This window comes from Paramagnetospirillum magneticum AMB-1 (assembly GCF_000009985.1).
GTDB lineage: Bacteria > Pseudomonadota > Alphaproteobacteria > Rhodospirillales > Magnetospirillaceae > Phaeospirillum > Phaeospirillum magneticum.
Genome location: NC_007626.1, coordinates 2,398,909 through 2,418,941 on the forward strand (window position 1 = coordinate 2,398,909; position 20,033 = coordinate 2,418,941).

Annotated in this window: 17 protein-coding genes; 9 read left to right on the top strand and 8 right to left on the bottom strand. The window is 65.9% G+C overall.

Annotated elements, in window-relative coordinates:
* Window positions 1-26: 26 nt before the first annotated feature.
* On the top strand, window positions 27-767 hold the full coding sequence (locus tag AMB_RS11150) for a GGDEF domain-containing protein (RefSeq protein WP_043744249.1): 741 nt from the start codon (window positions 27-29) through the stop codon (window positions 765-767).
* A 203-nt stretch (window positions 768-970) separates the two neighbouring features.
* Here AMB_RS11150 and AMB_RS11155 read toward each other — a convergent pair whose 3' ends face one another.
* Both AMB_RS11155 and AMB_RS11160 read right to left on the bottom strand, forming a co-directional pair.
* On the bottom strand, window positions 971-1,639 hold the full coding sequence (locus AMB_RS11155) for a response regulator transcription factor (protein WP_043744252.1): 669 nt from the start codon (window positions 1,637-1,639) through the stop codon (window positions 971-973).
* A gap of 140 nt (window positions 1,640-1,779) precedes the next feature.
* Window positions 1,780-3,864 (bottom strand): ATP-binding protein, encoded by a 2,085-nt coding sequence (locus tag AMB_RS11160; protein WP_158303967.1) that lies wholly within the window; start codon window positions 3,862-3,864, stop codon window positions 1,780-1,782.
* Window positions 3,865-3,990: 126 nt separating this feature from the next.
* Here AMB_RS11160 and AMB_RS11165 point away from each other — a divergent pair, with 126 nt between their 5' ends.
* Complete coding sequence (locus AMB_RS11165) at window positions 3,991-4,653, top strand: hypothetical protein (RefSeq protein WP_043744254.1); 663 nt, start codon at window positions 3,991-3,993, stop codon at window positions 4,651-4,653.
* A gap of 21 nt (window positions 4,654-4,674) precedes the next feature.
* On the opposite strand, the gene AMB_RS11170 is transcribed toward AMB_RS11165, so the two are convergent.
* The 3 genes from AMB_RS11170 to AMB_RS11180 all read right to left on the bottom strand — a co-directional run bounded on the left by AMB_RS11170 (window position 4,675) and on the right by AMB_RS11180 (window position 7,519).
* The gene (locus AMB_RS11170) at window positions 4,675-5,223 is read right to left on the bottom strand and encodes a DUF882 domain-containing protein (RefSeq protein WP_043744259.1); all 549 of its coding nucleotides are present in this window, start codon (window positions 5,221-5,223) and stop codon (window positions 4,675-4,677) included.
* A gap of 115 nt (window positions 5,224-5,338) precedes the next feature.
* Entirely contained in the window at window positions 5,339-6,946 is a 1,608-nt protein-coding gene (locus tag AMB_RS11175; RefSeq protein ID WP_011384605.1) for a L,D-transpeptidase family protein, read from the bottom strand.
* A gap of 138 nt (window positions 6,947-7,084) precedes the next feature.
* The gene (locus AMB_RS11180) at window positions 7,085-7,519 is read right to left on the bottom strand and encodes a rhodanese-like domain-containing protein (RefSeq protein ID WP_011384606.1); all 435 of its coding nucleotides are present in this window, start codon (window positions 7,517-7,519) and stop codon (window positions 7,085-7,087) included.
* Between the two features lie 151 nt (window positions 7,520-7,670).
* On the opposite strand from AMB_RS11180, the gene AMB_RS11185 reads away from it, so the two are divergent.
* Genes AMB_RS11185 through cysC form a run of 4 tightly spaced genes read left to right on the top strand, consistent with a single transcriptional unit; the run spans window position 7,671 to window position 13,222 of the window.
* Window positions 7,671-9,752: a nitrite/sulfite reductase gene (locus AMB_RS11185; RefSeq protein WP_011384607.1), complete on the top strand. Its 2,082-nt coding sequence runs from the start codon at window positions 7,671-7,673 to the stop codon at window positions 9,750-9,752.
* Complete coding sequence (locus tag AMB_RS11190; RefSeq protein WP_011384608.1) at window positions 9,752-10,450, top strand: phosphoadenylyl-sulfate reductase; 699 nt, start codon at window positions 9,752-9,754, stop codon at window positions 10,448-10,450. Before AMB_RS11185 ends, AMB_RS11190 begins: the two co-directional genes overlap by 1 nt.
* Before the next feature lie 27 nt (window positions 10,451-10,477).
* Window positions 10,478-11,278, top strand: coding sequence for a sulfate adenylyltransferase subunit CysD (gene cysD / locus AMB_RS11195; RefSeq protein ID WP_043746568.1), 801 nt, complete (start codon window positions 10,478-10,480; stop codon window positions 11,276-11,278).
* Window positions 11,279-11,296: 18 nt separating this feature from the next.
* Window positions 11,297-13,222, top strand: coding sequence for an adenylyl-sulfate kinase (gene cysC, locus AMB_RS11200; protein WP_011384610.1), 1,926 nt, complete (start codon window positions 11,297-11,299; stop codon window positions 13,220-13,222).
* Window positions 13,223-13,275: 53 nt separating this feature from the next.
* On the opposite strand, the gene AMB_RS11205 is transcribed toward cysC, so the two are convergent.
* The 3 genes from AMB_RS11205 to AMB_RS11215 all read right to left on the bottom strand — a co-directional run bounded on the left by AMB_RS11205 (window position 13,276) and on the right by AMB_RS11215 (window position 16,515).
* Window positions 13,276-15,147, bottom strand: a complete 1,872-nt coding sequence (locus tag AMB_RS11205; protein ID WP_011384611.1) for an ATP-binding protein — start codon at window positions 15,145-15,147, stop codon at window positions 13,276-13,278.
* Window positions 15,144-15,899 carry a substrate-binding periplasmic protein gene (locus AMB_RS11210; protein WP_011384612.1) on the bottom strand — a complete coding sequence of 252 codons (756 nt, stop codon included), beginning with the start codon at window positions 15,897-15,899 and terminating at the stop codon, window positions 15,144-15,146. The genes AMB_RS11205 and AMB_RS11210 overlap by 4 nt, the downstream gene beginning before the upstream one ends.
* A gap of 124 nt (window positions 15,900-16,023) precedes the next feature.
* Window positions 16,024-16,515 carry an Hsp20 family protein gene (locus tag AMB_RS11215; protein ID WP_011384613.1) on the bottom strand — a complete coding sequence of 164 codons (492 nt, stop codon included), beginning with the start codon at window positions 16,513-16,515 and terminating at the stop codon, window positions 16,024-16,026.
* A 178-nt stretch (window positions 16,516-16,693) separates the two neighbouring features.
* Here AMB_RS11215 and AMB_RS11220 point away from each other — a divergent pair, with 178 nt between their 5' ends.
* The 3 genes from AMB_RS11220 to AMB_RS11230 all read left to right on the top strand — a co-directional run bounded on the left by AMB_RS11220 (window position 16,694) and on the right by AMB_RS11230 (window position 20,032).
* Window positions 16,694-18,271, top strand: a complete 1,578-nt coding sequence (locus tag AMB_RS11220) for a fused MFS/spermidine synthase (protein WP_043744265.1) — start codon at window positions 16,694-16,696, stop codon at window positions 18,269-18,271.
* Between the two features lie 95 nt (window positions 18,272-18,366).
* Complete coding sequence (locus AMB_RS11225) at window positions 18,367-18,948, top strand: TlpA family protein disulfide reductase (RefSeq protein ID WP_011384616.1); 582 nt, start codon at window positions 18,367-18,369, stop codon at window positions 18,946-18,948.
* 19 nt (window positions 18,949-18,967) lie between these two features.
* Window positions 18,968-20,032 carry a COX15/CtaA family protein gene (locus tag AMB_RS11230; protein WP_011384617.1) on the top strand — a complete coding sequence of 355 codons (1,065 nt, stop codon included), beginning with the start codon at window positions 18,968-18,970 and terminating at the stop codon, window positions 20,030-20,032.
* Window position 20,033: the final 1 nt, after the last annotated feature.

A 20,033-nucleotide genomic window follows, 5' to 3' on the forward strand; every position in this document is an offset into this window, starting at 1 on the left:
AATCACACCTCCCGCCGGGGGGAAGGATGCCCAACCAGTTTCGCAGCGAGCCGGTCTACGCCGTCGGGCATGTCAACGAATACGCGCTCGAACGGGATTCCCATCCCCCGGGCCATCACTCCCATTCGCCTTATCCCCCCAACGAACCGCCCCATGTTCCGCACAGCGTGGCCGATGTGGCGTCCATTCTCGGGCTTCCCGATGCCGCCGTCACGCCGGCGGTGCTGAAGGCGGTGACCGGCCTGCTCGGCGAGGCCGACCGGCTGCGCTGGATGGATTCCCAGTCCCGGCGGCGCCAGGCCTATCTGGAAGGGCTGGCCGAGCGTGATGCCGTGGTGCCGGCCTTCAACCGGCGCGGCTTCATTCGGGAACTGGAGGGGCTGCTCAGTACCGGCCACGGGTCGGGGACCCTGGTGCTGCTGCATGTGGCGGGCATCGAGAGCCTGCGCCAGTCCCAGGGGCTGGCGGCGGGCGACGGGGCATTGCGTCATGTCACCGCCCATCTGGTGGGGGCGCTGCGCAGTTCGGACCCGGTGGGTCTGATGGGCGGCAGCGATTTCGCCTTGCTGCTGTCGGGGACCGAATTGCCGGCGGCCCGCGACAAGGTGCGCGACATCATGGAGCGCATCAACCAGCAGCCCTTCTACTGGCAGGGCGACGTCCACGCCTTCGCGCTGTTCTCGGGCTATCACGTGCTGCAGCCCGGCGAGAACGCCGAATCCGCCGTGGCCGCCGCCGACCGGGCGCGGCGCGGCCTGCCGGGGTGAGACGGTATTTTAGCGGGCTGCGGAGAAATTCCCCTTCGGGGGCTTTTGCCCCCGATCCCCCAATCGGGAAGCACAGCTTCCCGAACCCTTCAGCTTTTTAAAGAACTGGTGGTTCGGAGGCTGTGCCTCCGAACGGGTCAGGGCGGTAGCCCTGCCGCGCAAGCAGGGTTTCTTTGGACTACTCGGCCGCTTCAGGCCGGAGCTCAGTTGATGACTTCCGGCATCACCCAGCCCGATTGCAGGGCGATGCGCACAGCCTGGGCGCGGTTGGCGGCGCCGATCTTGCGATAGACGTTGCGCAGGTGAACCTTGATGGTGATTTCCTGCAAGGAGAGCGCGATGGCGATCTCCTTGTTGGTGCGTCCCTCGACCAACTGGGCGAGAATCTCGCCCTCGCGCCGCGACAGGCGGTCGAAGGGCGGGGGGGCGCCGGTCGGCTTGGCCCCCGCCGGGGCGATGGACTGGTTGCTGGGGTCTTCGAAGAAGGTGCTGGACGGCAGGTATTTCTCGCCCGAAAGCACCAGGCGAAGCGCGTTGACCATGGCGGTGCCGCTGACCGTCTTGGGGATGAAGCCGGCGGCGCCGGCCTGCACGGCGGAGACCACATGGTCGCGGGTCGAGTATCCCGAAACGATCACCACCGGTGTCTCCGGGATGCGGGTCTTGATCTGCTGCAATCCCGAGAGACCGTCCATGCCGGGCATCATCAGGTCCAGCAGGACCAGGCCGATGCCGGGCGTCTCCTCGATGACCTTGATGGCTTCGCCCAAGGTGGCCGCGTCGAGGATTTCCACGCCGGGATCGAGCTCCTGAAGAAAGGGCCTCAAGCCGTCACGGACCAACTTGTGGTCGTCAGCCACCAGAATTTGCATGAGTCCCGCTCCCACCTTCAATTTGCCCGTACCGCTGAGGCATCCCCAACCTACCTGAAAGTATAAACAAGCTTTTTGGAACAAACAATGGCGTCAGCGTCTTCGAGGGATCGGGGGAACTACGTGGGCGATCGGGGGAACTACGTGGGCGGCTGAAGGAAGACGGTGACCAGGTCGCCCAACTGCCCCAGGGCAACGGGCTTTTTCAGAACGGCGCAACGGTCGTCTTCCAGATTGGCGGCCACCCTCTCGGTGGCGCCCAGGTGGCCGGTGACGATGACGATGGGCAGCAGCGGGTCGAAATCGCGCAGCTTTTCCACCAATTGCTCGCCATTGCCGGCCGGCATGCGCAAATCGGTGATGACCACATCGGCGGGGTCCTCGGAAAACAGCGCCCAGGCTTCGATGCCCGTCCCCGCGATGCTGACCCTGTATCCAAGCTCGCGCAGGTAGCGGGCCAGGGTCTCAGCGGCGGTGGCTTCGTCGTCGACGACCAGGATATGGGCGTCGGCGGATACGGCGGCCGGAGTCCGGCCGGGTGACAGGGCGGGGAGGGGCTGCGGGCCAGCGGCTTCCAGGTCCAGCGGCAGCGTGATGACGAAGGTGGCGCCCTCGCCACCTTCACGCAGAATCAGCCCACCCTTCATGGCGGTGACCAGACCATGGCTGACCGACAGGCCGAGACCGGTTCCGCGACCGGCTTCCTTGGTGGTGAAAAACGGCTCGAACAGATGAGCCTTCATGGAATCGGGAATGCCGGGGCCGTTGTCGGCGATGACGATCTCCACGTTATCGCCCTGCCGGTTCGCGCGAACGATGATCTTGCCGATCCAGTCGGCCGGCATGGCATCCTTGGAATCGCGCAGGGCGTGATGGGCGTTGTTCAGCAGGTTCATGGTGACCTGCTCCAATTGGATGCGTCTGCCGCTCACTGGCAGGGGGCCGATGGGCAGGTCAAGGTCGACGCTGATGCCGTCGGGGCGGAATTGTCCTTCCAGGACCTCGATGGCCGAGCGGACCGCCAGGGCGGCGTCGAAGACCTGGACGGGCGTGGTGTCACGGCGCGAAAAGATGCGGATATCGTCGATGATCTCGGCCGTTCGTTCGCATTGCTCGGCGATCAAGGCGAATTGCTGGGTCTGGAACTCCTGGGTCGCCTTGTCCCGCTCGATCAGCATCATGGCGCCTTCGGAGGCTAGGCGGATGATGTTGAGCGGCTGGGACAATTCGTGGACCAGCCCGGCGGCCATTTCACCCAGTGTGGCCAGCTTGGCGGTCTGCATCAGGGTCTCCTGCACCCGGGTGCGCTCGCTGATGTCGCGGACCACCAGCAGGCGGGCCGGCAATCCCCTGAAGGAAATGGAGCAGGCCAGCACCTCGGCCTCGAAAGGCGTGCCGTCAAGGCGCAGCAGCCGGTAGTGATTGAGGATGTGGCCGGGAGGCGGGGTCTCCAGCCGCTCCAGCGCATCGCCGCGACTGTCGGGGTGAACCAGATCCAGGACCGGCTTTCCGGTCAGGGGCGCCCGGGAACTGGCGCCAAAGGCGTGAATGGCCGCCTGATTGGCGAACAGGATGCTGCCATGCCCATGGACGACGATGGCGTCGGGGGCCAGTTCCACCAGGGAGCGGTACCTTTGCTCGCTCTCGGCCAGTTCCCGGGCCACCTGCTGGTGGCGCGCCCGCATGCGCAGCGTGGTGATGCCGTGGGACAGATTGCGGGCCACGCCCATGAGCATGCCGACCACCTGGGCATCGAACATCTGGGGCTGGGTGGCATAGTACATCAAGGCGCCGATCTTCTGCTCGCCCTCGCCGAGCGGAAGGGCTACGCCGGAGCGAAAGCCGTGAAGCTCGGCCTTGTGGCGCCAGGGCGCGAAGGCCGGGTCCGTCTTCGTGTCGGCCACCACATAGGGCTGGCCGGTGCGGATGGCGGTTCCGGTGGGACCCTGGCCAAAGGCGTCGTTGTTCCAGCTGATGGCGATGTCGTCGAGATAGCCCACCGCCTGTCCGGCCCTGGCCATGACCGTCACCTGCCGTTCCGGAGGTCGACCCGCATAGCCGATCCAGCTGAGGCAGTGCCCGGCCTCGATGCCGATCAAGCAGATCTGTTCCAGCAGTTCCAGTTCGTCCGATGCCTGCAGCAAAGCCTCGGTGGTGCGCACCAGGAGGTTGGCGGCCTGGTCAATCCTGCGTCTGCCGGTATTGGTGTCGCTGTCCCTGGACATGGCCGCCCTCTCCCTGCTTTGAAGCGATGATACGGTGCCCCCGGGACGGCGCAACCGGATAATTCCGCCCCTTGAGCCGGGGGCACGCCCGTGCTTTGCTGCGGGCTCATCTTCCGCGAGGGTCCCGTGCGCCATCTCATCAGCTTGCTGTTTTTGTTCACATGGGGCGGGGCGGCCCTGGCGTCGGAGCCGGCCCTCGATCTCCTGGATGTCCAGACTTCCTACACCGCCGCCTTTTCCGTCACCTCGTCGCGCGGCACCTATCACGGCAAGGTCTGGCACGCGCCGGGGCTGGAGCGGCGCGAAGTCGCCACCACCGGCGGCGGGCAGGGCGTCCTTATTGACCGCAAGGCCGATGCCGCGACCCTGCTGGGCCTGTCGGGCAAGTGGTATGTGGGGCTGTCGCTGCGTGCCGCCGCCGGCATGGTCGGCGGCCTGGACGCCTGGCAGGCCAGCCGGACCCGCATCCGCGAGGAGAATGTCGCCGGACTGCGCGCCACCCGCTGGAAAACCCGGGCGGACGGCCCCAGGGGCGGCTTTTCCGGGGACATTTGGACTAGCCGGGAGGGCATCGTGGTCAAGGCCGTCGGTGTGCTGAGCAGCGACGACAGCGACGATTCCCGAGTGGAGATGATTTTGTCGGACGTTCAGGTGGGGGTGGTGGACCGGCAGATGTTCGCCGTGCCCAAGGGCTGGTTCGGCTTCGATCTGCGTCAGGTGCCGCCGGACAAGGTGGTCCAGGCGGTGGAAGCCCTCAAGCCGATGCTCGAGGGCCGCAAGGGAAAATAGGGGAGCCGCCCCGTTACCCCTTTACCAGGTCCGCACGCGTCCGGTGTCGATGTGGACGAAATCGGATTCGGGATACATGCCGACGCCGCCGGCCTTCAGGGAGAGGGCGGCACGGCCTACATGGCGGGTGGCGTGGCCGGGCAGCCGGATATCCACGGCCTTGCCCTGGGTGTGCAGGGACTGGGTGGCGACGCCGTCGCTGAGCGAGGCCATGATGGCGTTGGTCGACGGCGAGCGGTAGCCGCAAATGATGTGGATGGGACCCTTGCCGCCCACCTTGCGCTGGACCGAATTCATCAGGTCGAACAGCTTGGGGTCGATGGGATGGACCTGACCGTTGCGATGATCGCGCAGGAAGCGGCTGATCTGGGCGATGGACTTGGTCTGGTAGTGCCCCTCGGCCCAGTAGACCGACTTCAGGGTCTCGCCCGTATGGGTGTTGTAGAGGTGGATCTGGCGCTCGGGCAGGCGCCGCACGGCGGCCTCGACCGGATTGCTGATCACAAGGGTGGCTGCCGCGCTCAGACCGAGTCCGAGGAAGCCACGCCGGCTCTTCGCCTTATCGAACATTCCCCCTCCGTCCCTGTGGGCCGAGGCTCTCCCCCTCGGGTGAGGACCTTATTACCATTTTCGGTCGGGGAGGAGTCAACTACCCCTTTGCCCCCTTTCGGGTAGGTGCGCTTGGTCAGGACCTGCCGGAGGCGGGGCGTTGCGCCGGAATCCGGGCCCGTTCAAGGGCGGTCATAAGCCGTCTGTCATGGCCGTACAGGTCGTCACGGAAGTGGAGGTTGCCATTCTCGTCCGCCCAGGCGGTCCAATACATCAGGTAGACGGGAATGGTCCGTTCCAGCATCAGGGTCCGAGTGGACCGGTTGGCGTTGATGTCGTGAGCCAGCTTGCCCTGCCAGCGCGCCCCCAGCATCAGTTCTCCCAGTTCCACCGGCCGCTCCAGCCGCACGCAGCCATGCGACAGCGCCCGGTACGAGCGGCTGAAGGCGCGGCGATTGGGCGTGTCATGCATGTAGATGTCGTCGGAATCGGTCAGGTTGAACTTCAACTGGCCCAGCGCGTTGTCCGGACCCGGCGGCTGGCGCAGGCGATAGGGGAACTTCTTGCCGATGGCGTTCCAGTCCACACCGTCGCCCGCCGATTCCGGGCTGCCCTCGGGGTAATCGACGATCTGCAGCTTACTGCTGGTCAGGTAATTGGGGTCCTTGCGCAGCTTGGGCAGGATTTCCTTGTTGGCGATGCTGGTCGGCACCCGCCAGGCGGGGTTAAGCACCACCGAGCTCATGGTGGTGTTCATGCTGGGAGTGGGGTGCTTGGTGTCACCCACCACCACCCGCATCACCATGGCGACGCTGCCGTCTTCCACCACTTCCATCTGCTGGGCGGCGATGTTGACGGCGACATGGTGGCGCCCGAACGAGCGGGGCATCCAGCGCCAGCGTTCCAGATTGGCGGTGATCTGCCGAACCCGGGCGTCGGCCGGAACATTGAGGTGGGCCAGGGTCTTGCCGCCGACGGTAGCGTCGGGGTCCAGCCCGTGCCGGGCCTGGAAGCGCTTCACGGCTTCGGCCAGGGTGGCATCGTAGATCTTGCCCTCGGCAAGGCCGTCGGCCAGATCGCCCGAGGCGATCAGACGGCGGCGCAGCAGCGGCACGCGCTCGTCGGTTTCGCCGGGAACCAGCTTGGCGCCGTCGGGAATGGTCGGCCAACCGCCGGCGGCAGCGATGGCGCGGGCCCTTTCCAACCCATCGCGTAGACGGATGTAGCCCACATATTGGGGGGAAATGGCCTCCATCTGCTCAGCCAGGGGCTTTCCCTCGGCCAGGGCCTTGAGGAAGCGCGCTCCGTCGAATTCGCCCCGGGTTTCTGCGCCAAACCCGCCCACATTGCGGGCCGGCAGCACGCCGCCGATGGCCAGGTCGCGGCCAAAGCGCAGCAAGGTGGCGCTGATCAGGACGTCCGAATCCACCTCGCCCGCGCCACCGGGCAGGGCGTAGGTGGCGGGTTCCAATCCCTGGGCGGTCGCCATGGCGCGGATCTGCGCCAGCAGGGCCTGGGCCAGGGCGGCGTTGTCGCCGCTCCAGGCCGCCTGGCCCTGGCGCCCGCGATAGAAATCGCGCAGCGCCTTGCCCTCCAGGGCCGGATCGGCCAGGGGCGCGGCGGTGATCGCGGCTTCGATCCGGCGCTGGGTTTCGGCGGTGGACTGGGCCTGTGAGGGTGCTTCCCAGCCAAGAACGGCAAGGCCCATGGTCAGGGAGAAAAGGAGCGGGCGAGACGACAACACCGTAGGACCTCTGACCCGGCTTGCGGGCAACCGACACCGTTAGCGGAAGGAGACTCCTTCCATTACGACTCGATATCGATCCAATCGGCCCGGGTGTCAACGGGCAACAGCGTTGACACCCGCAAATATCACAAGTCGTCAGCCTTGCGCCCAGGGCAGTGCCGATGCCTTCCAGCCTGCCACGGCGCCCCGGTGCTTGGCGGAATCGTGTGGCCCCTCGAAACCGTCGGTAACATTCCAGGCGGCGGTATAGCCCAGCGCGGTCAATAATTCCGCGGCGGCGCGCGATCGGACCCCGGACCGGCACAGCAACAACAGGGTATCGTCCTTTTTCACGCCATGGGCTTCCACCTGGGCGACGAAGGCGTCATTGCGGGCCATGGTGGGGAAAACCTGCCATGACACCAGCAGGACCTGCTTGCCCAGGGGCGATAGATCCGGGACGCCGACGAAGGACCATTCCGCCTGGGTGCGGACATCGATGACCTTGGCAGAGGGTTCGGAGGCGAGGCGATTCCAGGCCTCGGCGGGCGAGATTTCACCGGCATAGGGAAGGGGGGAGGGGTTGCTCATGGGAGGCTCCGGATAGAAAGTACATAAAAGCTAGTGCATAATAGATGTATTGTACATGAAAAAATGTTGACCACACTGTGAAATGTGGGGTACACCGTAGTTAACAGACATCATACACCACATGCGGTGTATAACAGCAAGAGGGCCTGTCATGAAGGACGCATCCCACGTCGACCTCTCCGCCATCGAGCCGCTGGTTCGCTCTTCCGACCTGGCGGAATACCGGCAGGGTCTTGAGCGCCACCAGAGTGGCGAGTGGGATGCGGAGCGCTTCACCGCCTTTCGCCTGCGCTATGGCGTTTACGGCCAGAAGCAGCCCGGTGTCCAGATGGTTCGCATCAAGATCCCCGGCGGCATCGTGCCGACCCCGTGGTTGAAGACCCTGGCCCGCGTCAACCGCGACTTCGCCAAGGGACCGGCTCACATCACCACGCGGCAGGATTTCCAACTGTACTATATCCCGTTGGAGCGTAGCGCCGATATGCTGGAGGTTCTGGCCGCCGGCGGCATCACCACCCGCGAAGCCTGCGGCAACACCTTGCGCAACATGACCTCCTGCGCTCTGGCCGGGGCCTGTGGCCGCGAGCTGGTGGATGCCGGCAAGGTGGCCGAGCAGTTGGCGCGCACCTGGATGCGTCATCCCCTGGTCCAGCATATGCCGCGCAAGATGAAGTTCACCGTGTCGGGCTGTGCCACCGATTGCGGCGCTTCGCCCATTCACGACCTGGGCTTCGTCGCCGTCGAGAAGGGCGGCAAGAAGGGTTTCAAGGTCCTGGCTGGCGGCGGTCTTGGCGGCCAGCCTATCATGGCAGTGGAGGTTCTGCCCTTCGTCATCGAAGAGGATCTGCCCACGGTCATCGAGGCCACCGCCCGCATTCACCAGCGCTATTCCAATCGCCGCGACCGCGCTTTGGCTCGCCTGAAGTTCGTGCTGCGGCGCTTTGGCCCCGAAAAGTTCACCTCCCTGTTCCAGGAGGAGTTCGACCGCCTGAAGAACCTGCCCCAGCGCCCCTGGCAGCCGCTGGCCTGGCGCAATCCGGTGGAGGCGCCGGTGGCCCGCACGCCGGCCGGCGTGGTTCCCGGTCACGATGGCAAGGTTGCGCTGGTTATTTACGTGCCGTTGGGCATTATTGACTCGGATCAGCTGGACGCGCTGCACGATATCGCCGTGGCGGCGGGCGTCAGTCGTCTGTCCACCACCCGCGACCAGAAGCTGGCTCTGCTGGATGTGGCCCGGGACAAGGTCGAGGAGGTGACCAAAGCCGTGCGGTCCATCGGTTTTGATATTCCTGCGGCGGCCGAGGATGTCCCCGACGTGGTGTCGTGCCCCGGCACCACCACCTGCCGCATTGGCATCACCAATTCCCAGAGCTTCGGCCTCCAGGTGGAGAAGGAAGCCCGCGGACAGGCCGATGCCAAGGGTGTTTCGGTGCATGTGTCGGGCTGCCAGAACTCATGCGGCCTGCACCACGTGGCCGATATCGGCCTGCACGGCATGGGCAAGAAGATCGACGGCAAGCCCGCGCCCCATTACCAGCTGCATTTCGGCGGTGATGCCTATTCCGGTCAGGTCGGGCTGGAAGGCCCCATCGTTCCCGCCCGCTTGGCCAACCGGGCCGTGGCCCTGCTGCGCCAGGAAATCCAGGGCGCCCGCGCCCAGGGCGAGAGCGTGCGGGCCTGGGCCGAGCGTCTGGGCAAGGACGGCATCGCCGAGGTTCTCAAGCCGCTGGCGGCCGGAGAGGGCGAAGATCTGTTCACCGATTGGGGCGATGCCGATATTTTCGTGGGGCCGCCCAAGGCCAAGGGCGAATGCGCCGCTCCCCAGGTCAGCACCACCTATTACACCGATCTGGCCGATGACGGCCTGATCAACCTGGACCGCTTTCTGAGCAGCGGCCGCTGGCCCGAGGCCCTGAAGGCGGGCGAGGAAGCCACCGTCTATGCCCTGCGTCTGCTGCTGGCCGGTTACGGCGTGGTGACCGAGGACGAGCAGGATGCCGAGGGGGTGTTCGCCCTGTTCCGCTCGTCCAAGGCGGCGACCATCGAGGCGGTCAACGCCTTCGAATCCGTGCTGGCCGAGCGCACCTCGGCCCTGGTGACCGGCGAGGCGGTGACCTACCGCGAGGCCGTGGCCTACTTCATCGATACCGTGGGCGTGTTGATCACCCGGCCCAAGGCCGCGGTGGTGGCCGAGGTGGGCGATCTGGCCTCCATCCTGGCGGTGGTGGCCTGATGTCCGTGGATGTCGAACGCCTGATCCGCGATTACGGCCATCTGGAGGGCAAGGATTTGCTGGCCGCCCTGGTTGACGGCGAACTGGCCGGGCACATTGCCGTGACGTCGTCCTTCGGGGCGGAATCGGCGGTGTTGCTCGACCTGGTGGCCGAAGTCGATCCCGGTCTGCCGGTGATTTTCCTCGACACCGACGAGTTGTTTGATGAGACCATCGCCTATCGCACTCAGCTAGAGTGTCACCTGGGCTTGACCAATGTGATCGTTGTTCGCCCCACCAAGGCGGAACTGAGGGATGCCGAGGAGCTGTGGCGGACCGACGAAGACCGCTGTTGCGAACTGCGCAAGGTGCGGCCTCTGGCCCGCGCCGTGGCGGGGTACGGCGCCCTGGTGGATGGCCGCAAGCGGGCCCATGGCGCCGAGCGGGAGGGTCTTGCCACTCTGTCCGGCGGCGGCGGCGTTCTCAAGGTCAGCCCCCTGGCCAAGTGGAGTGCCGAGGAGATCGAGGCGCATTTCATCCGCCGCAACCTGCCGCGCCACCCGCTGGTGGCGCAGAGTTACCGCTCCATCGGCTGCTGGCCGTGCACTCGCCCGGTGGAAGCCGGCCAGTCTCCCCGGGCCGGGCGGTGGGCCGGCAAGGGCAAGAGCGAATGCGGCATTCACACCATGTCCCTGGGCCGTGATGGCTCGGGAATCTGAACGCGGAAAGACAATAAAGAGATGATCATGAACGATCTCGACGCCTTGGAGAGCCAATCCATCTACATCCTGCGCGAGGCCTTCAACCGCCTCGACAAGATCGCCATGCTGTGGTCGATCGGCAAGGATTCCAACGTCATGCTGTGGCTGGCCCGCAAGGCGTTCTTCGGCCATGTGCCGTTCCCGGTGCTGCACGTGGACACCCACAACAAGATCCCCGAGATGATCGAGTTCCGCGACCGGGTCGCCAAGGAATGGAACCTGCCGCTGATCGTCGGCGAAAACACCGAGGCGCTGGCCGCCGGCATGGGGCCGCACAAGGGCCGCGTCGAGTGTTGCACCGCGCTGAAGACCGAAGGGCTGAAGGCGCTGCTCGCCCAGCACGGCTTCACCGGCGTCATCGCCGGCATCCGCCGCGATGAGGAAGGGACCCGCGCCAAGGAGCGGGTGTTCAGCCCGCGCAACCAATCGGCCGAGTGGGACTTCAAGGACCAGCCGCCCGAATTCTGGGACCAGTTCAAGACCGACTTTGCCCCCGGCACCCATCTGCGCATCCATCCGCTGCTGGCGTGGTCCGAACTGGACGTCTGGCGCTACATCGAGCGCGAGAACATCCCCATGGTCGATCTCTATTTCGCCAAGAACGGCCGGCGTTACCGCAGCCTGGGCTGCGCGCCCTGCACCGGTTCGGTGGCGTCGACCGCCTCGACGGTGGCCGAGATCATCGAGGAACTGGAAACCACCAAGATTTCCGAGCGCTCGGGCCGTGCCCAGGACAAGGAATCCGAGGACGCTTTCGAGCGTCTTCGCGCCGGCGGCTATATGTGAGCAAGGGACCCGACCATCATGAGCAATACCGCAACCGCCCTTAAAGCCATCCCCGAGGTCTCCGTGTCCCACACCGCCTCTCCCATGAAGATCGTCGTCGTCGGTCATGTGGACCACGGCAAGTCCACCCTGGTGGGCCGCATTCTCAACGAGACCGGCGCTCTGCCCGAGGGCAAGGTCGAGTACCTCCGGGAAGTCTGCGACAAGCGCGGCATGCCCTTCGAATGGGCCTTCGTCATGGACGCGCTGCAGGCCGAACGCGACCAGGGCATCACCATCGATACCGCCCAGATTCGCTTCAAGACCGAGGCCCGGCCCTACGTCATCATCGACGCTCCCGGCCACAAGGAATTCCTCAAGAACATGGTGTCGGGCGCCGCCTCGGCCGAGGCTGCCGTACTGGTCATCGACGCCCATGAAGGCGTGCAGGAGCAGTCGCGTCGCCACGGCTACCTGCTGCATCTGCTCGGCCTGCGCCAGATCGCCGTGGCGGTCAACAAGATGGATCTGGTGAACTTCTCGGAAAGCCGCTTCGAGGAAGTGAAGGCCGAGATCGTCGCCTATCTCAACTCCATCGGCGTCGAGCCCACCTATGTCGTCCCGGTGGCGGCCCGTTCCGGCGCCAACATCGCCACAAAATCCGTCGAGACCCCCTGGTACCAGGGCCCCAGCGTGCTGGGCGCGCTGGATATGTTCGAGCCGGCCAAGCCCGCCACCGATCTGGCGCTGCGCTTTCCGGTCCAGGATGTTTACAAGTTTGACGAGCGCCGCATCATCGCCGGGCGCATCGAATCCGGCCGGCTCAAAGTGGGCGACACCCTGGTCTTCGCACCGTCGGGCAAGATGGCCAAGGTGGCGACCATCGAGACCTGGGGCAACGTGGCGGCGGCGGTGTCGGCCGGCGCCGGCCAGTCGGTGGGCATCACCCTCGATGAGCAGATCTTCGTCGAGCGCGGCAACGTCGCCAGCCTGGAGCACCACGTCCCCCATCAGTCCCACGACCTGAAGGCCCGAGTCTTCTGGCTGGGCCGGGGGCCGCTGAAGGTGGGCTCGCGTTACAAGCTGAAGCTGGCCACCGCCGAGCATGTGGTCGACGTGGTGGCCATCGAACGGGTCATCGACGTCGAGGATCTGGCCAACCATCAGGGAACCGAGGTGGCGCGCAATGCCGTGGCCGAGGTGGTCTTCCGGGGCAAGTCGCCCATCGCCCATGATTCGTTCATCGATAATCCTCGCCTGGGCCGCTTCGTGCTGGTCGAGGGCTACGACATCGTCGGGGGCGGCGTTATCGCCGAGGCCTCGTCCGAGGACGCCCGCAATCGCTCCACCCATGTCACCGAAGTCCCCCATAAGGTCGATGCCGAGACCCGCTCTATCGCCAACGGCCATCGTGGCGGCGTGGTGTGGCTGACCGGCCTGTCGGGCGCCGGCAAGTCGACCATCGCCATGGAGGTGGAGCGGCAACTGTTCCTCAAGGGCTGGCAGGTCACCGTCCTGGACGGCGACAACGTGCGCACCGGCCTGTGCGGCGACCTGGGCTTTTCCGATGCCGACCGTGCCGAGAACATCCGCCGGGTGGGCGAGGTGGCCCATCTGTTCGCCGACGCCGGCATGGTGGTGGTGACCTCGTTCATCTCCCCCTTCCGCGCTGACCGCGAGAAGGTACGCGCCATCAATCCCGACGCCTTCCACGAAGTGCACGTGGCCACCGGCCTCAACGAGTGCGAACGCCGTGATCCCAAGGGCCTGTACAAGAAGGCCCGCTCCGGCGAGATCAGCTATTTCACCGGAGTGTCCTCGGCCTACGAGGCACCGGCCCTGCCGGAGCTGACCCTGGCCACGGAAGGAAAAAGCGTCGACGAGAGCGTCGCCGATCTGCTGCGCTATATCGACAAGGCCTTCTCGCTTTCGGCGCGGGAACAGGCCAACGGCTGGGGGCTGTAAAATTTCGTCCATTGATGTCGAAGGGCGCCATCCGTCGGGTGGTGCCCTTTTTTCTATGGGGCAGGCGGCAGGCTGAAGCGAACGGTGCAACCTTCGGTGACCGTAGTGTCGATCCAGATGTTGCCGCCCAGGCGCTCGACGATCTTACGGCAGATGGCCAGGCCGATCCCCACGCCAGGGAAGTGGTCGGGGCCATGGAGCCGCCGGAACACCTGGAAAACATCGTCGGCATAGGAGGGCAGGATACCGATGCCGTGATCCGCCACGGCGACGGTGACCATGGTGTCGCTGACGCTCGCCGTAATGGTGATGCGCGGTGGCGCCTCGGCGCGCGCAAACTTCAGGGCATTGTCGATCAACCGGATGAAAAGGTCGATAAGAAGGGCCTCGTTGCCCATCACCCGGGGCAGCGGCTCCGCCTCAACGACGGCGCCGCATTGTCCGATCGGATCGGCCAAGGCTTCACATGCTCCATGCAGAGCCGCATCCAGGCTTTGCGGCTCGACGGGGGAATCCAGCGGTGCGACCTGGGCATAGGCGAGAAGGCCGCGGACCTGATCTTGCATCCGCCGGCCGGCATTGGTCAGGTAGCCCAGCAAATCGCTCGTGTCGGCGTCCAGCGTCGGGCCGATGCGGCGCTCGAGTAACTGGCTGAAGCTGACGATGCCGCGTGCCGGTTCCTGCAGGTCGTGGGCGGTGATCTCGGTCAACCTCTCCAGTTCCTGGTTGGTACGGACCAGCTTTTCCAGCGAGGCAGCCAGGGCCTGCTCGGCCGCTTTGCGCTCGGTAATGTTTTCCAGCGCCACCAACACCCGGTCGAGACAGCCTTCATGGCCGGGGGGAACGCGCCAGTGGAGCATGACCTGGCGCCGGTCACCGCTGAGGGTCTTGACCTCGCCTTCCACGGACAGTTCGGTCTCGCCCTTCCATATGGCGACGATCTGGCGGCGAAAGGTGTGGAATGACGCGGTGGTGAATGTTTTTTGCAGGTTGCCGAGCAGCGCCGCCCGGCTGGGGGCATTGTGCAGAGCCAGGGTGGCGGCGTTGACGTTGACCACCTCCACCAGGGCGGCGCAGCGGACGACGAAGTCCGGATGGGCCTCCAGATAGACCTCGATTTCCAGATCCATGGACCCGCGCAGGGCGTCCACCTCTCGCTTGACCCTGGAAAAATCCTCTTCCCAAAGGGAAACGGGCGAGTTGTCAAATACAATGCGCAGATGTTCCTCTCTGGACCGCAGGGCGTGATAGCCCTGATCGATGGCTTGGCGCATCTCGGCATAGGCCGCCGCCAGGTCCTTCAACTCGTCGTGGGGAGAGACCAGTTGCATTTCCCAATCGGCCCGGTCCAGGTTCATGTGGCGCACATGGGCGGCCATTTGGGCAAGCGGCTGAGCGATCAGCCGGTAGACCTGCCAGTAAAGGGCGGCAAGAATTCCCGCCATCAGGATGATGTTGGCCAGGAGCAGCAATCCGGCCCGGTGGAGGACGGGCCGCAGAAGCAGGCGTTGGCTCACCGAGACCTCCAGCAAGCCGATGCGCAGTTCCTTGCCGTAATAGACCCGCGCCAGGGGATAGCGTCTGGTGATCATCTCGCCGTCGCCGCCGGGGCCATCCGCAACCAGGACGGCTCCGGTCTCGTCGGTGACGCGGACGAGCTGGACATAGGGCGTCTGGCGAATGCCGGCCACCAGTTGGCCCAGGCGCTCGCCATCCTGCAGCCAGACGTTTTCCGTCACGCTGGCCAGATAGCCCGCCTCGATCTGGTGGAAGCGCTCGTCCGTCCGCTGGAGGGTGATCTGGTAATCGGCGGTGACCAGCCCGGCCGCGATGAGGAGCGCTACGGCAAGGCCCGTCACGCCTAGACGGATGATCAGGCGATGGGCGACGCTGCCTCGGCGGGCCAGGGCGCTGGCAAAGGTCATTTCATCTCCGTCACCGAGGAGCCGAGTCCTCCGAAGACTTTGCGGGCAATGGTCTCGTAGGAGCCGTCGGCTTTCATCCGCCGCAGCGCTTCGGCCATGGCGGGCGCCAGATCGGCATGGCGGCGGTTGAGATAGATGAACATGGGCACCTTGGCCAGCGGCGGCTCGGCGCAGGTCAGCGGAACGTTCATCTGGCGGGCCAGCCACAGGATCTGCCAGCGCTCGTGCAGGATCAGCTCGGCCCGGCCGGCGTTGAGCAGGCTCAGCAGTTGCGCCGAATCCTTCACGGTGGTCAGTTCGCGCACCGGCGGCAGATTATGTTCGAAAATCTGCCAGCCGATGACGTAGGCGACGGAGAGCGGTCGGGTCTCCGCCCAGTTGGCCGGAAGCTTGCCGCCGGGCGAGGTGCAGGCCACGAAATCGTTGACGAACATCCGCTCGGGGACGGCGATCAGGTTGGGATATTCCTTCTCCAGCCCGGCAACCCGCCCTGTCAGCCCGTCAATGGTTCCATCGTCGGCCAGCTTGATGGCGCGTGACGACGCCGGAATCACCTCCAGCTCCGCCGTCTTGCCCAGCTTGGCCAGCACGTCGCGGATGAGAAGCTGATGAAAGCCGGTACCCGCCCCATTGGTCCAGGGCTCGATCATTCCGGTGGAGAAGCGTAGGGCGGACTCCGCCTGTCCCGGCAGCGGAGATGCCAGCCAGACAGCGGCCAGAAGCGAGGCGGTGGCGTTCAGGAAGCGTCCCATGGTGGTCCCCACTCGTCGTGGAGGGACTATATCATGGGTTTGGGGTAGATGCGCATGGTTGACGATGGATGGTTGCAGCAGGTCGGTTGGGCACCGAAGTGCCCAACCTTTCCAAAGGCGGCGGTTACGCCGCGTCCTTCCGGCCGCCGGGGCCTTCGATCAGCTTCTTGGCCTTGGCGAACAGGCTGGTGGGAGCCTCGCCCTTGATCTCGACCCGCCGGGGCTTCATGGCCTCGGGAATCTCGCGCACCAGATCGATGGTGAGCAGGCCGTCCGCCAGGTTGGCCCCGGTCACCCGCACGTGATCGGCCAGGGAGAAACGGCGGCTGAAGCCGCGCGAGGCGATACCCTTGTGCAGGTACTGGGCCTGCCCCTCCCTGTCCGCCTTCTTGCCGGTCACCGTCAGGGTGCTGTCCTGGGCTTCGATCTCCAGTTCGCCCGACGAGAACCCGGCCACGGCCAGGGTGATGCGGTAATGGTCTTCCCCCGCGGCCTCGATGTCATAGGGGGGATACGCCGCGGCGTCGTCGAGGCGGGCGGCTGCCTCGGCCTGGCGGGCCAGGCGCTCGAAGCCGATGGCGGTGCGCAGCAGGGGGGCGAAGTCGTAGGTCAACATGGTTACATCCTCCTTTGCGAAGCAATGTCACTGTTCGGTCCATCCCTTGGACCGGTCCGGACCCTTCAGAGGCATCCGGCGAAAATGATTTAGGATGGCTTTGCCCGGCCGCAAGGGTGGTTTGTTGCCCTTCGATTTGCCATAGTCCCGCCGGCCTTGAACGGCGGGGAGGGGGAGCATGGCGCGGGCGACCATCGTGATCACAGGGGCGGCGACTCTGTGCCTGCAACTGATCGCGTCCCGGGTGATGACGCCATTCTTCGGGGTCAGCCTGCTGATCTGGACCGGCATTCTGTCGGTGACCCTGCTCTGTCTGGCGCTGGGCTATTTCTACGGCGGCGTCTTTTGCCGGGGGCGGTCGGCGCAATCCCTCCGCGCCGCCTATTATCTCAGCCCGGCGCTGTCCGGCCTCTGGCTGGTGGCCGCCGTCCTGCTCTATCCCGTCTGCCTGGGGCCGCTGGCCTCGCTCAGCCTGGTGGGGGGCGCCTTTCTCGCCTCGCTGCTGATCCTTGCCGTGCCCCTGATCCTGCTGTCGGCGCTGAATCCGCTGCTGGTGGCCCTCGAACGCCCCCAGCATGGCGAGGCCGATGCCGGCGCCGGCTGGGTATTCTTCATCAGCACCATGGGCTCGGTGGCTGGCGTGCTGGTGGCGGCCTTCGCCATGATTCCCCATCTCAGCGGGCGGCATTCCATCCTGGTCATTGCCGGCACGCTGAGCCTGCTGGCCGCCTTGGGAGGGCGGCGGGGGCCGGTGCTGGTCCTGGGGCTGGCCGGGCTGGTCGCCGCCCTGGTCCTGGGCGTGGCCGATCCCGCCGGGCGTGATGGCCGCATGGTCCGTGACGGCGCCGATCGTCCCTGGATCACCCTGGCGGCCTATCCCTCGGCCTTCGGGGTGCTGAAGGTGGTCGATGTGGGGCAGGGGGACGGGTCCTGGCGGATGCTGCTCAACGACGGGCTGGCCCAGAACGGCTTCGACGCCCAGGGGCGTTCGGCCCTGCAATTCACCCATTTCCTCGAAGCCGGGGCAGTCCATCTGGTGCCCAGGCCGCGCAAGGTCCTGGTTCTCGGGCTGGGCGCCGGAGTGATCCCCGCCGCCTTCGAGGCCAGGGGCGCCCGGGTGGAGGTGGTGGAGATCAATCATCGCGCCTTCGAGGCGGCGCGCGACCATTTCGGCTATCGCCCAGGTCCTGCCACCACCCTGGTCTTCGCCGATGCCCGCACTCAGGTGCGCGGCTGCTCCGGCCATTACGACCTGGTCTTCGTCGACCTGTTTTCCGGCGACGGCATGCCCGAGCATCTGATGACCCGTGAATTCTTTACCGATGTGCATTCCTGCCTGGCCGAGGGCGGCGTGGTAGCCATCAACAGCTTCCTCGACGCCGAGCATGCCGAGCCCAACCGGGCCATGCTCGCCACCCTGGTCCGGGTGTTCGGCCGGGTGGCCTTCGTCGAGCAGGCCCATCCGCCGTCGCGCCCCATCACCAACGCCTTTCTGTTCGCCGCCCGCCGGCCGGGGGACCTCAACCGTCTCGCCGAAATGGCCGTCGAGGCGAGTGGGGCGCCGCCGGCCATGGCGGCGCAGATGCGGGAATCGCTGCGCTCGCTGCAACTGGTCGATGCCGCCTCGGCCCTGGTGGCGGGGGCGGGGGTGTTGACCGACGAGGACAATCCCCTGGCCGCCCTGGCCGCGCCGGCCCAGATGACCTTCCGCCGCCGGGCGGTGGCCACCATTCCCGACCCCATCCTGGTGGATTGACTTCCCGCCGAGGATGGGGGGGAGGCTTGACCAAAAGCAAGTTCATCCCCACCGTCGGCATGGTCTACTCCGGGCAATCTTTTGGAAGGGAAACCATGTCCGACCGCATTCTCATTCTGGTGGCCCTGTCACTGATCATCGCCATGGTGGCTGGTACGGCGATCCAGATCCGCAAGCCGCAGCCCACTCCCATCCTGGTGAAGGAATCCATGCGGCGGCCGGACTACGCCATCCCGCTGGACAACCCCATGACCACCGACATGGCCGGCGTGACCGTGCCGTTCCTGTCGCGGATCACCAAGCCCACCGTGGTCAACTTCTGGGCCACCTGGTGCATTCCCTGCGTGCGCGAGCTGCCGCTGTTCGCCAAGTTCAAGCCCATTGCCGAGGCGGCGGGCATCCAGGTGCTGACCGTCAATGTCGACAAGGAAGGCGCTCCGGTGGCCAAGAAGTTCCTGGAGGAGCGGGGCATCGCCGACATGCCGATGATTCTCGATCCCGACGGTTCGGTGTCCAAGGTGCTGAAGGTGCGCGGCATGCCCACCGCCCTGCTGGTCAATGCCAAGGGCGAGGAAACCGCCCGCATGGAGGGCGAGGCCGATTGGGCGGGGCCGGGCGTCATCGACGTGGTCCGCGAGCTGCTGGCCCTGCCGTCGCATCCCGTGATGGCCAAGTAGCATCCAAGGAGGGGGGAAGATGACCACCATGTCGCGATCCTTTGGCCGCTCGGACCTCGCCAACGGGGCTCATCGCGACGTGGCCGTCTGGCTGCTGGCCTGCTGCTTCATGGTGGCGGTGATGGTGCTGCTGGGCGGCTTGACCCGCCTTACCCATTCCGGCCTGTCCATGGTGGAGTGGGAGCCCATCCGCGGCATCATCCCGCCCCTCAACGACACCGACTGGCAGCTGTTCTTCGAGAAGTACAAGCAGACCCCCGAATACATCAAGGTCAATGCCGGCATGAGTCTGGCCGAGTTCAAGGGGATCTTCTGGCTGGAATACATCCACCGGGTGTGGGGCCGCCTGATCGGCGTGGTCTTCGGCCTGCCTTTCCTGTGGCTGGCCCTGTCGGGCCGCATCGGCCGGGCCATGGTTCCGCGGCTGGCCGGGGTGTTCCTGCTGGGCGCCGCCCAGGGCGGCATGGGCTGGTTCATGGTCAAAAGTGGGCTGGTGGACAACCCCGCCGTGTCCCATTATCGCCTGACCGCCCATCTGGCCCTGGCGTTCCTGATCCATGGCTGGATGTTCTGGCTGGCGCTGGACATCCTGGCCGACCACCGTTCCACCCGCCGCCGTGCCCATGGCGACGTCGGCGCCGTCCGGTCGTGGATGCTGGGCCTGACCGGGCTGGTCATCGTCACCTTGCTGTTCGGCGGGCTGGTGGCCGGGCTCAAGGCGGGGCTGATCTACAATACCTGGCCGCTGATGGATGGCGCGATCGTTCCCAAGGACCTGTTCCCCGAGGGGTTCCATTCGCTGTTCGAAGACATCAAGACCGTTCAGTTCGGACACCGCACCCTGGCCGAGATCACCATCGTGGTGGCCCTGGTCGGCTGGTTCCGCACTCGCGCCCGCCTGGGAACCCAGACTCCCGCCGCCATTCACGCGGTGGGGCTGATGGCCCTGCTCCAGGTCGGGCTCGGCATCGGCACCCTGGTCATGGTGGTGCCCGTATGGCTGGCCTCGGCCCATCAGATGGGCGCCATGGCGCTGCTGACCCTGTGCCTTTGGGCCCTGCACGATCTCGGGCGCCGTATCTGAT

Excerpts from the sequence above, each read along its gene's own strand:
- AMB_RS11205 (WP_011384611.1), bottom strand. The coding sequence starts at position 15,147 with ATGACCTTTGCCAGCGCCCTGGCCCGCCGAGGCAGCGTCGCCCATCGC.
- cysD (WP_043746568.1), top strand. The coding sequence starts at position 10,478 with ATGAACGATCTCGACGCCTTGGAGAGCCAATCCATCTACATCCTGCGC.
- AMB_RS11170 (WP_043744259.1), bottom strand. The coding sequence starts at position 5,223 with ATGTTCGATAAGGCGAAGAGCCGGCGTGGCTTCCTCGGACTCGGTCTG.
- AMB_RS11230 (WP_011384617.1), top strand. The coding sequence starts at position 18,968 with ATGACCACCATGTCGCGATCCTTTGGCCGCTCGGACCTCGCCAACGGG.
- AMB_RS11220 (WP_043744265.1), top strand. The coding sequence starts at position 16,694 with ATGGCGCGGGCGACCATCGTGATCACAGGGGCGGCGACTCTGTGCCTG.
- AMB_RS11215 (WP_011384613.1), bottom strand. The coding sequence starts at position 16,515 with ATGTTGACCTACGACTTCGCCCCCCTGCTGCGCACCGCCATCGGCTTC.
- cysC (WP_011384610.1), top strand. The coding sequence starts at position 11,297 with ATGAGCAATACCGCAACCGCCCTTAAAGCCATCCCCGAGGTCTCCGTG.
- AMB_RS11155 (WP_043744252.1), bottom strand. The coding sequence starts at position 1,639 with ATGCAAATTCTGGTGGCTGACGACCACAAGTTGGTCCGTGACGGCTTG.
- AMB_RS11210 (WP_011384612.1), bottom strand. The coding sequence starts at position 15,899 with ATGGGACGCTTCCTGAACGCCACCGCCTCGCTTCTGGCCGCTGTCTGG.
- AMB_RS11190 (WP_011384608.1), top strand. The coding sequence starts at position 9,752 with ATGTCCGTGGATGTCGAACGCCTGATCCGCGATTACGGCCATCTGGAG.
- AMB_RS11160 (WP_158303967.1), bottom strand. The coding sequence starts at position 3,864 with ATGTCCAGGGACAGCGACACCAATACCGGCAGACGCAGGATTGACCAG.
- AMB_RS11150 (WP_043744249.1), top strand. The coding sequence starts at position 27 with ATGCCCAACCAGTTTCGCAGCGAGCCGGTCTACGCCGTCGGGCATGTC.
- AMB_RS11185 (WP_011384607.1), top strand. The coding sequence starts at position 7,671 with ATGAAGGACGCATCCCACGTCGACCTCTCCGCCATCGAGCCGCTGGTT.
- AMB_RS11180 (WP_011384606.1), bottom strand. The coding sequence starts at position 7,519 with ATGAGCAACCCCTCCCCCCTTCCCTATGCCGGTGAAATCTCGCCCGCC.
- AMB_RS11225 (WP_011384616.1), top strand. The coding sequence starts at position 18,367 with ATGTCCGACCGCATTCTCATTCTGGTGGCCCTGTCACTGATCATCGCC.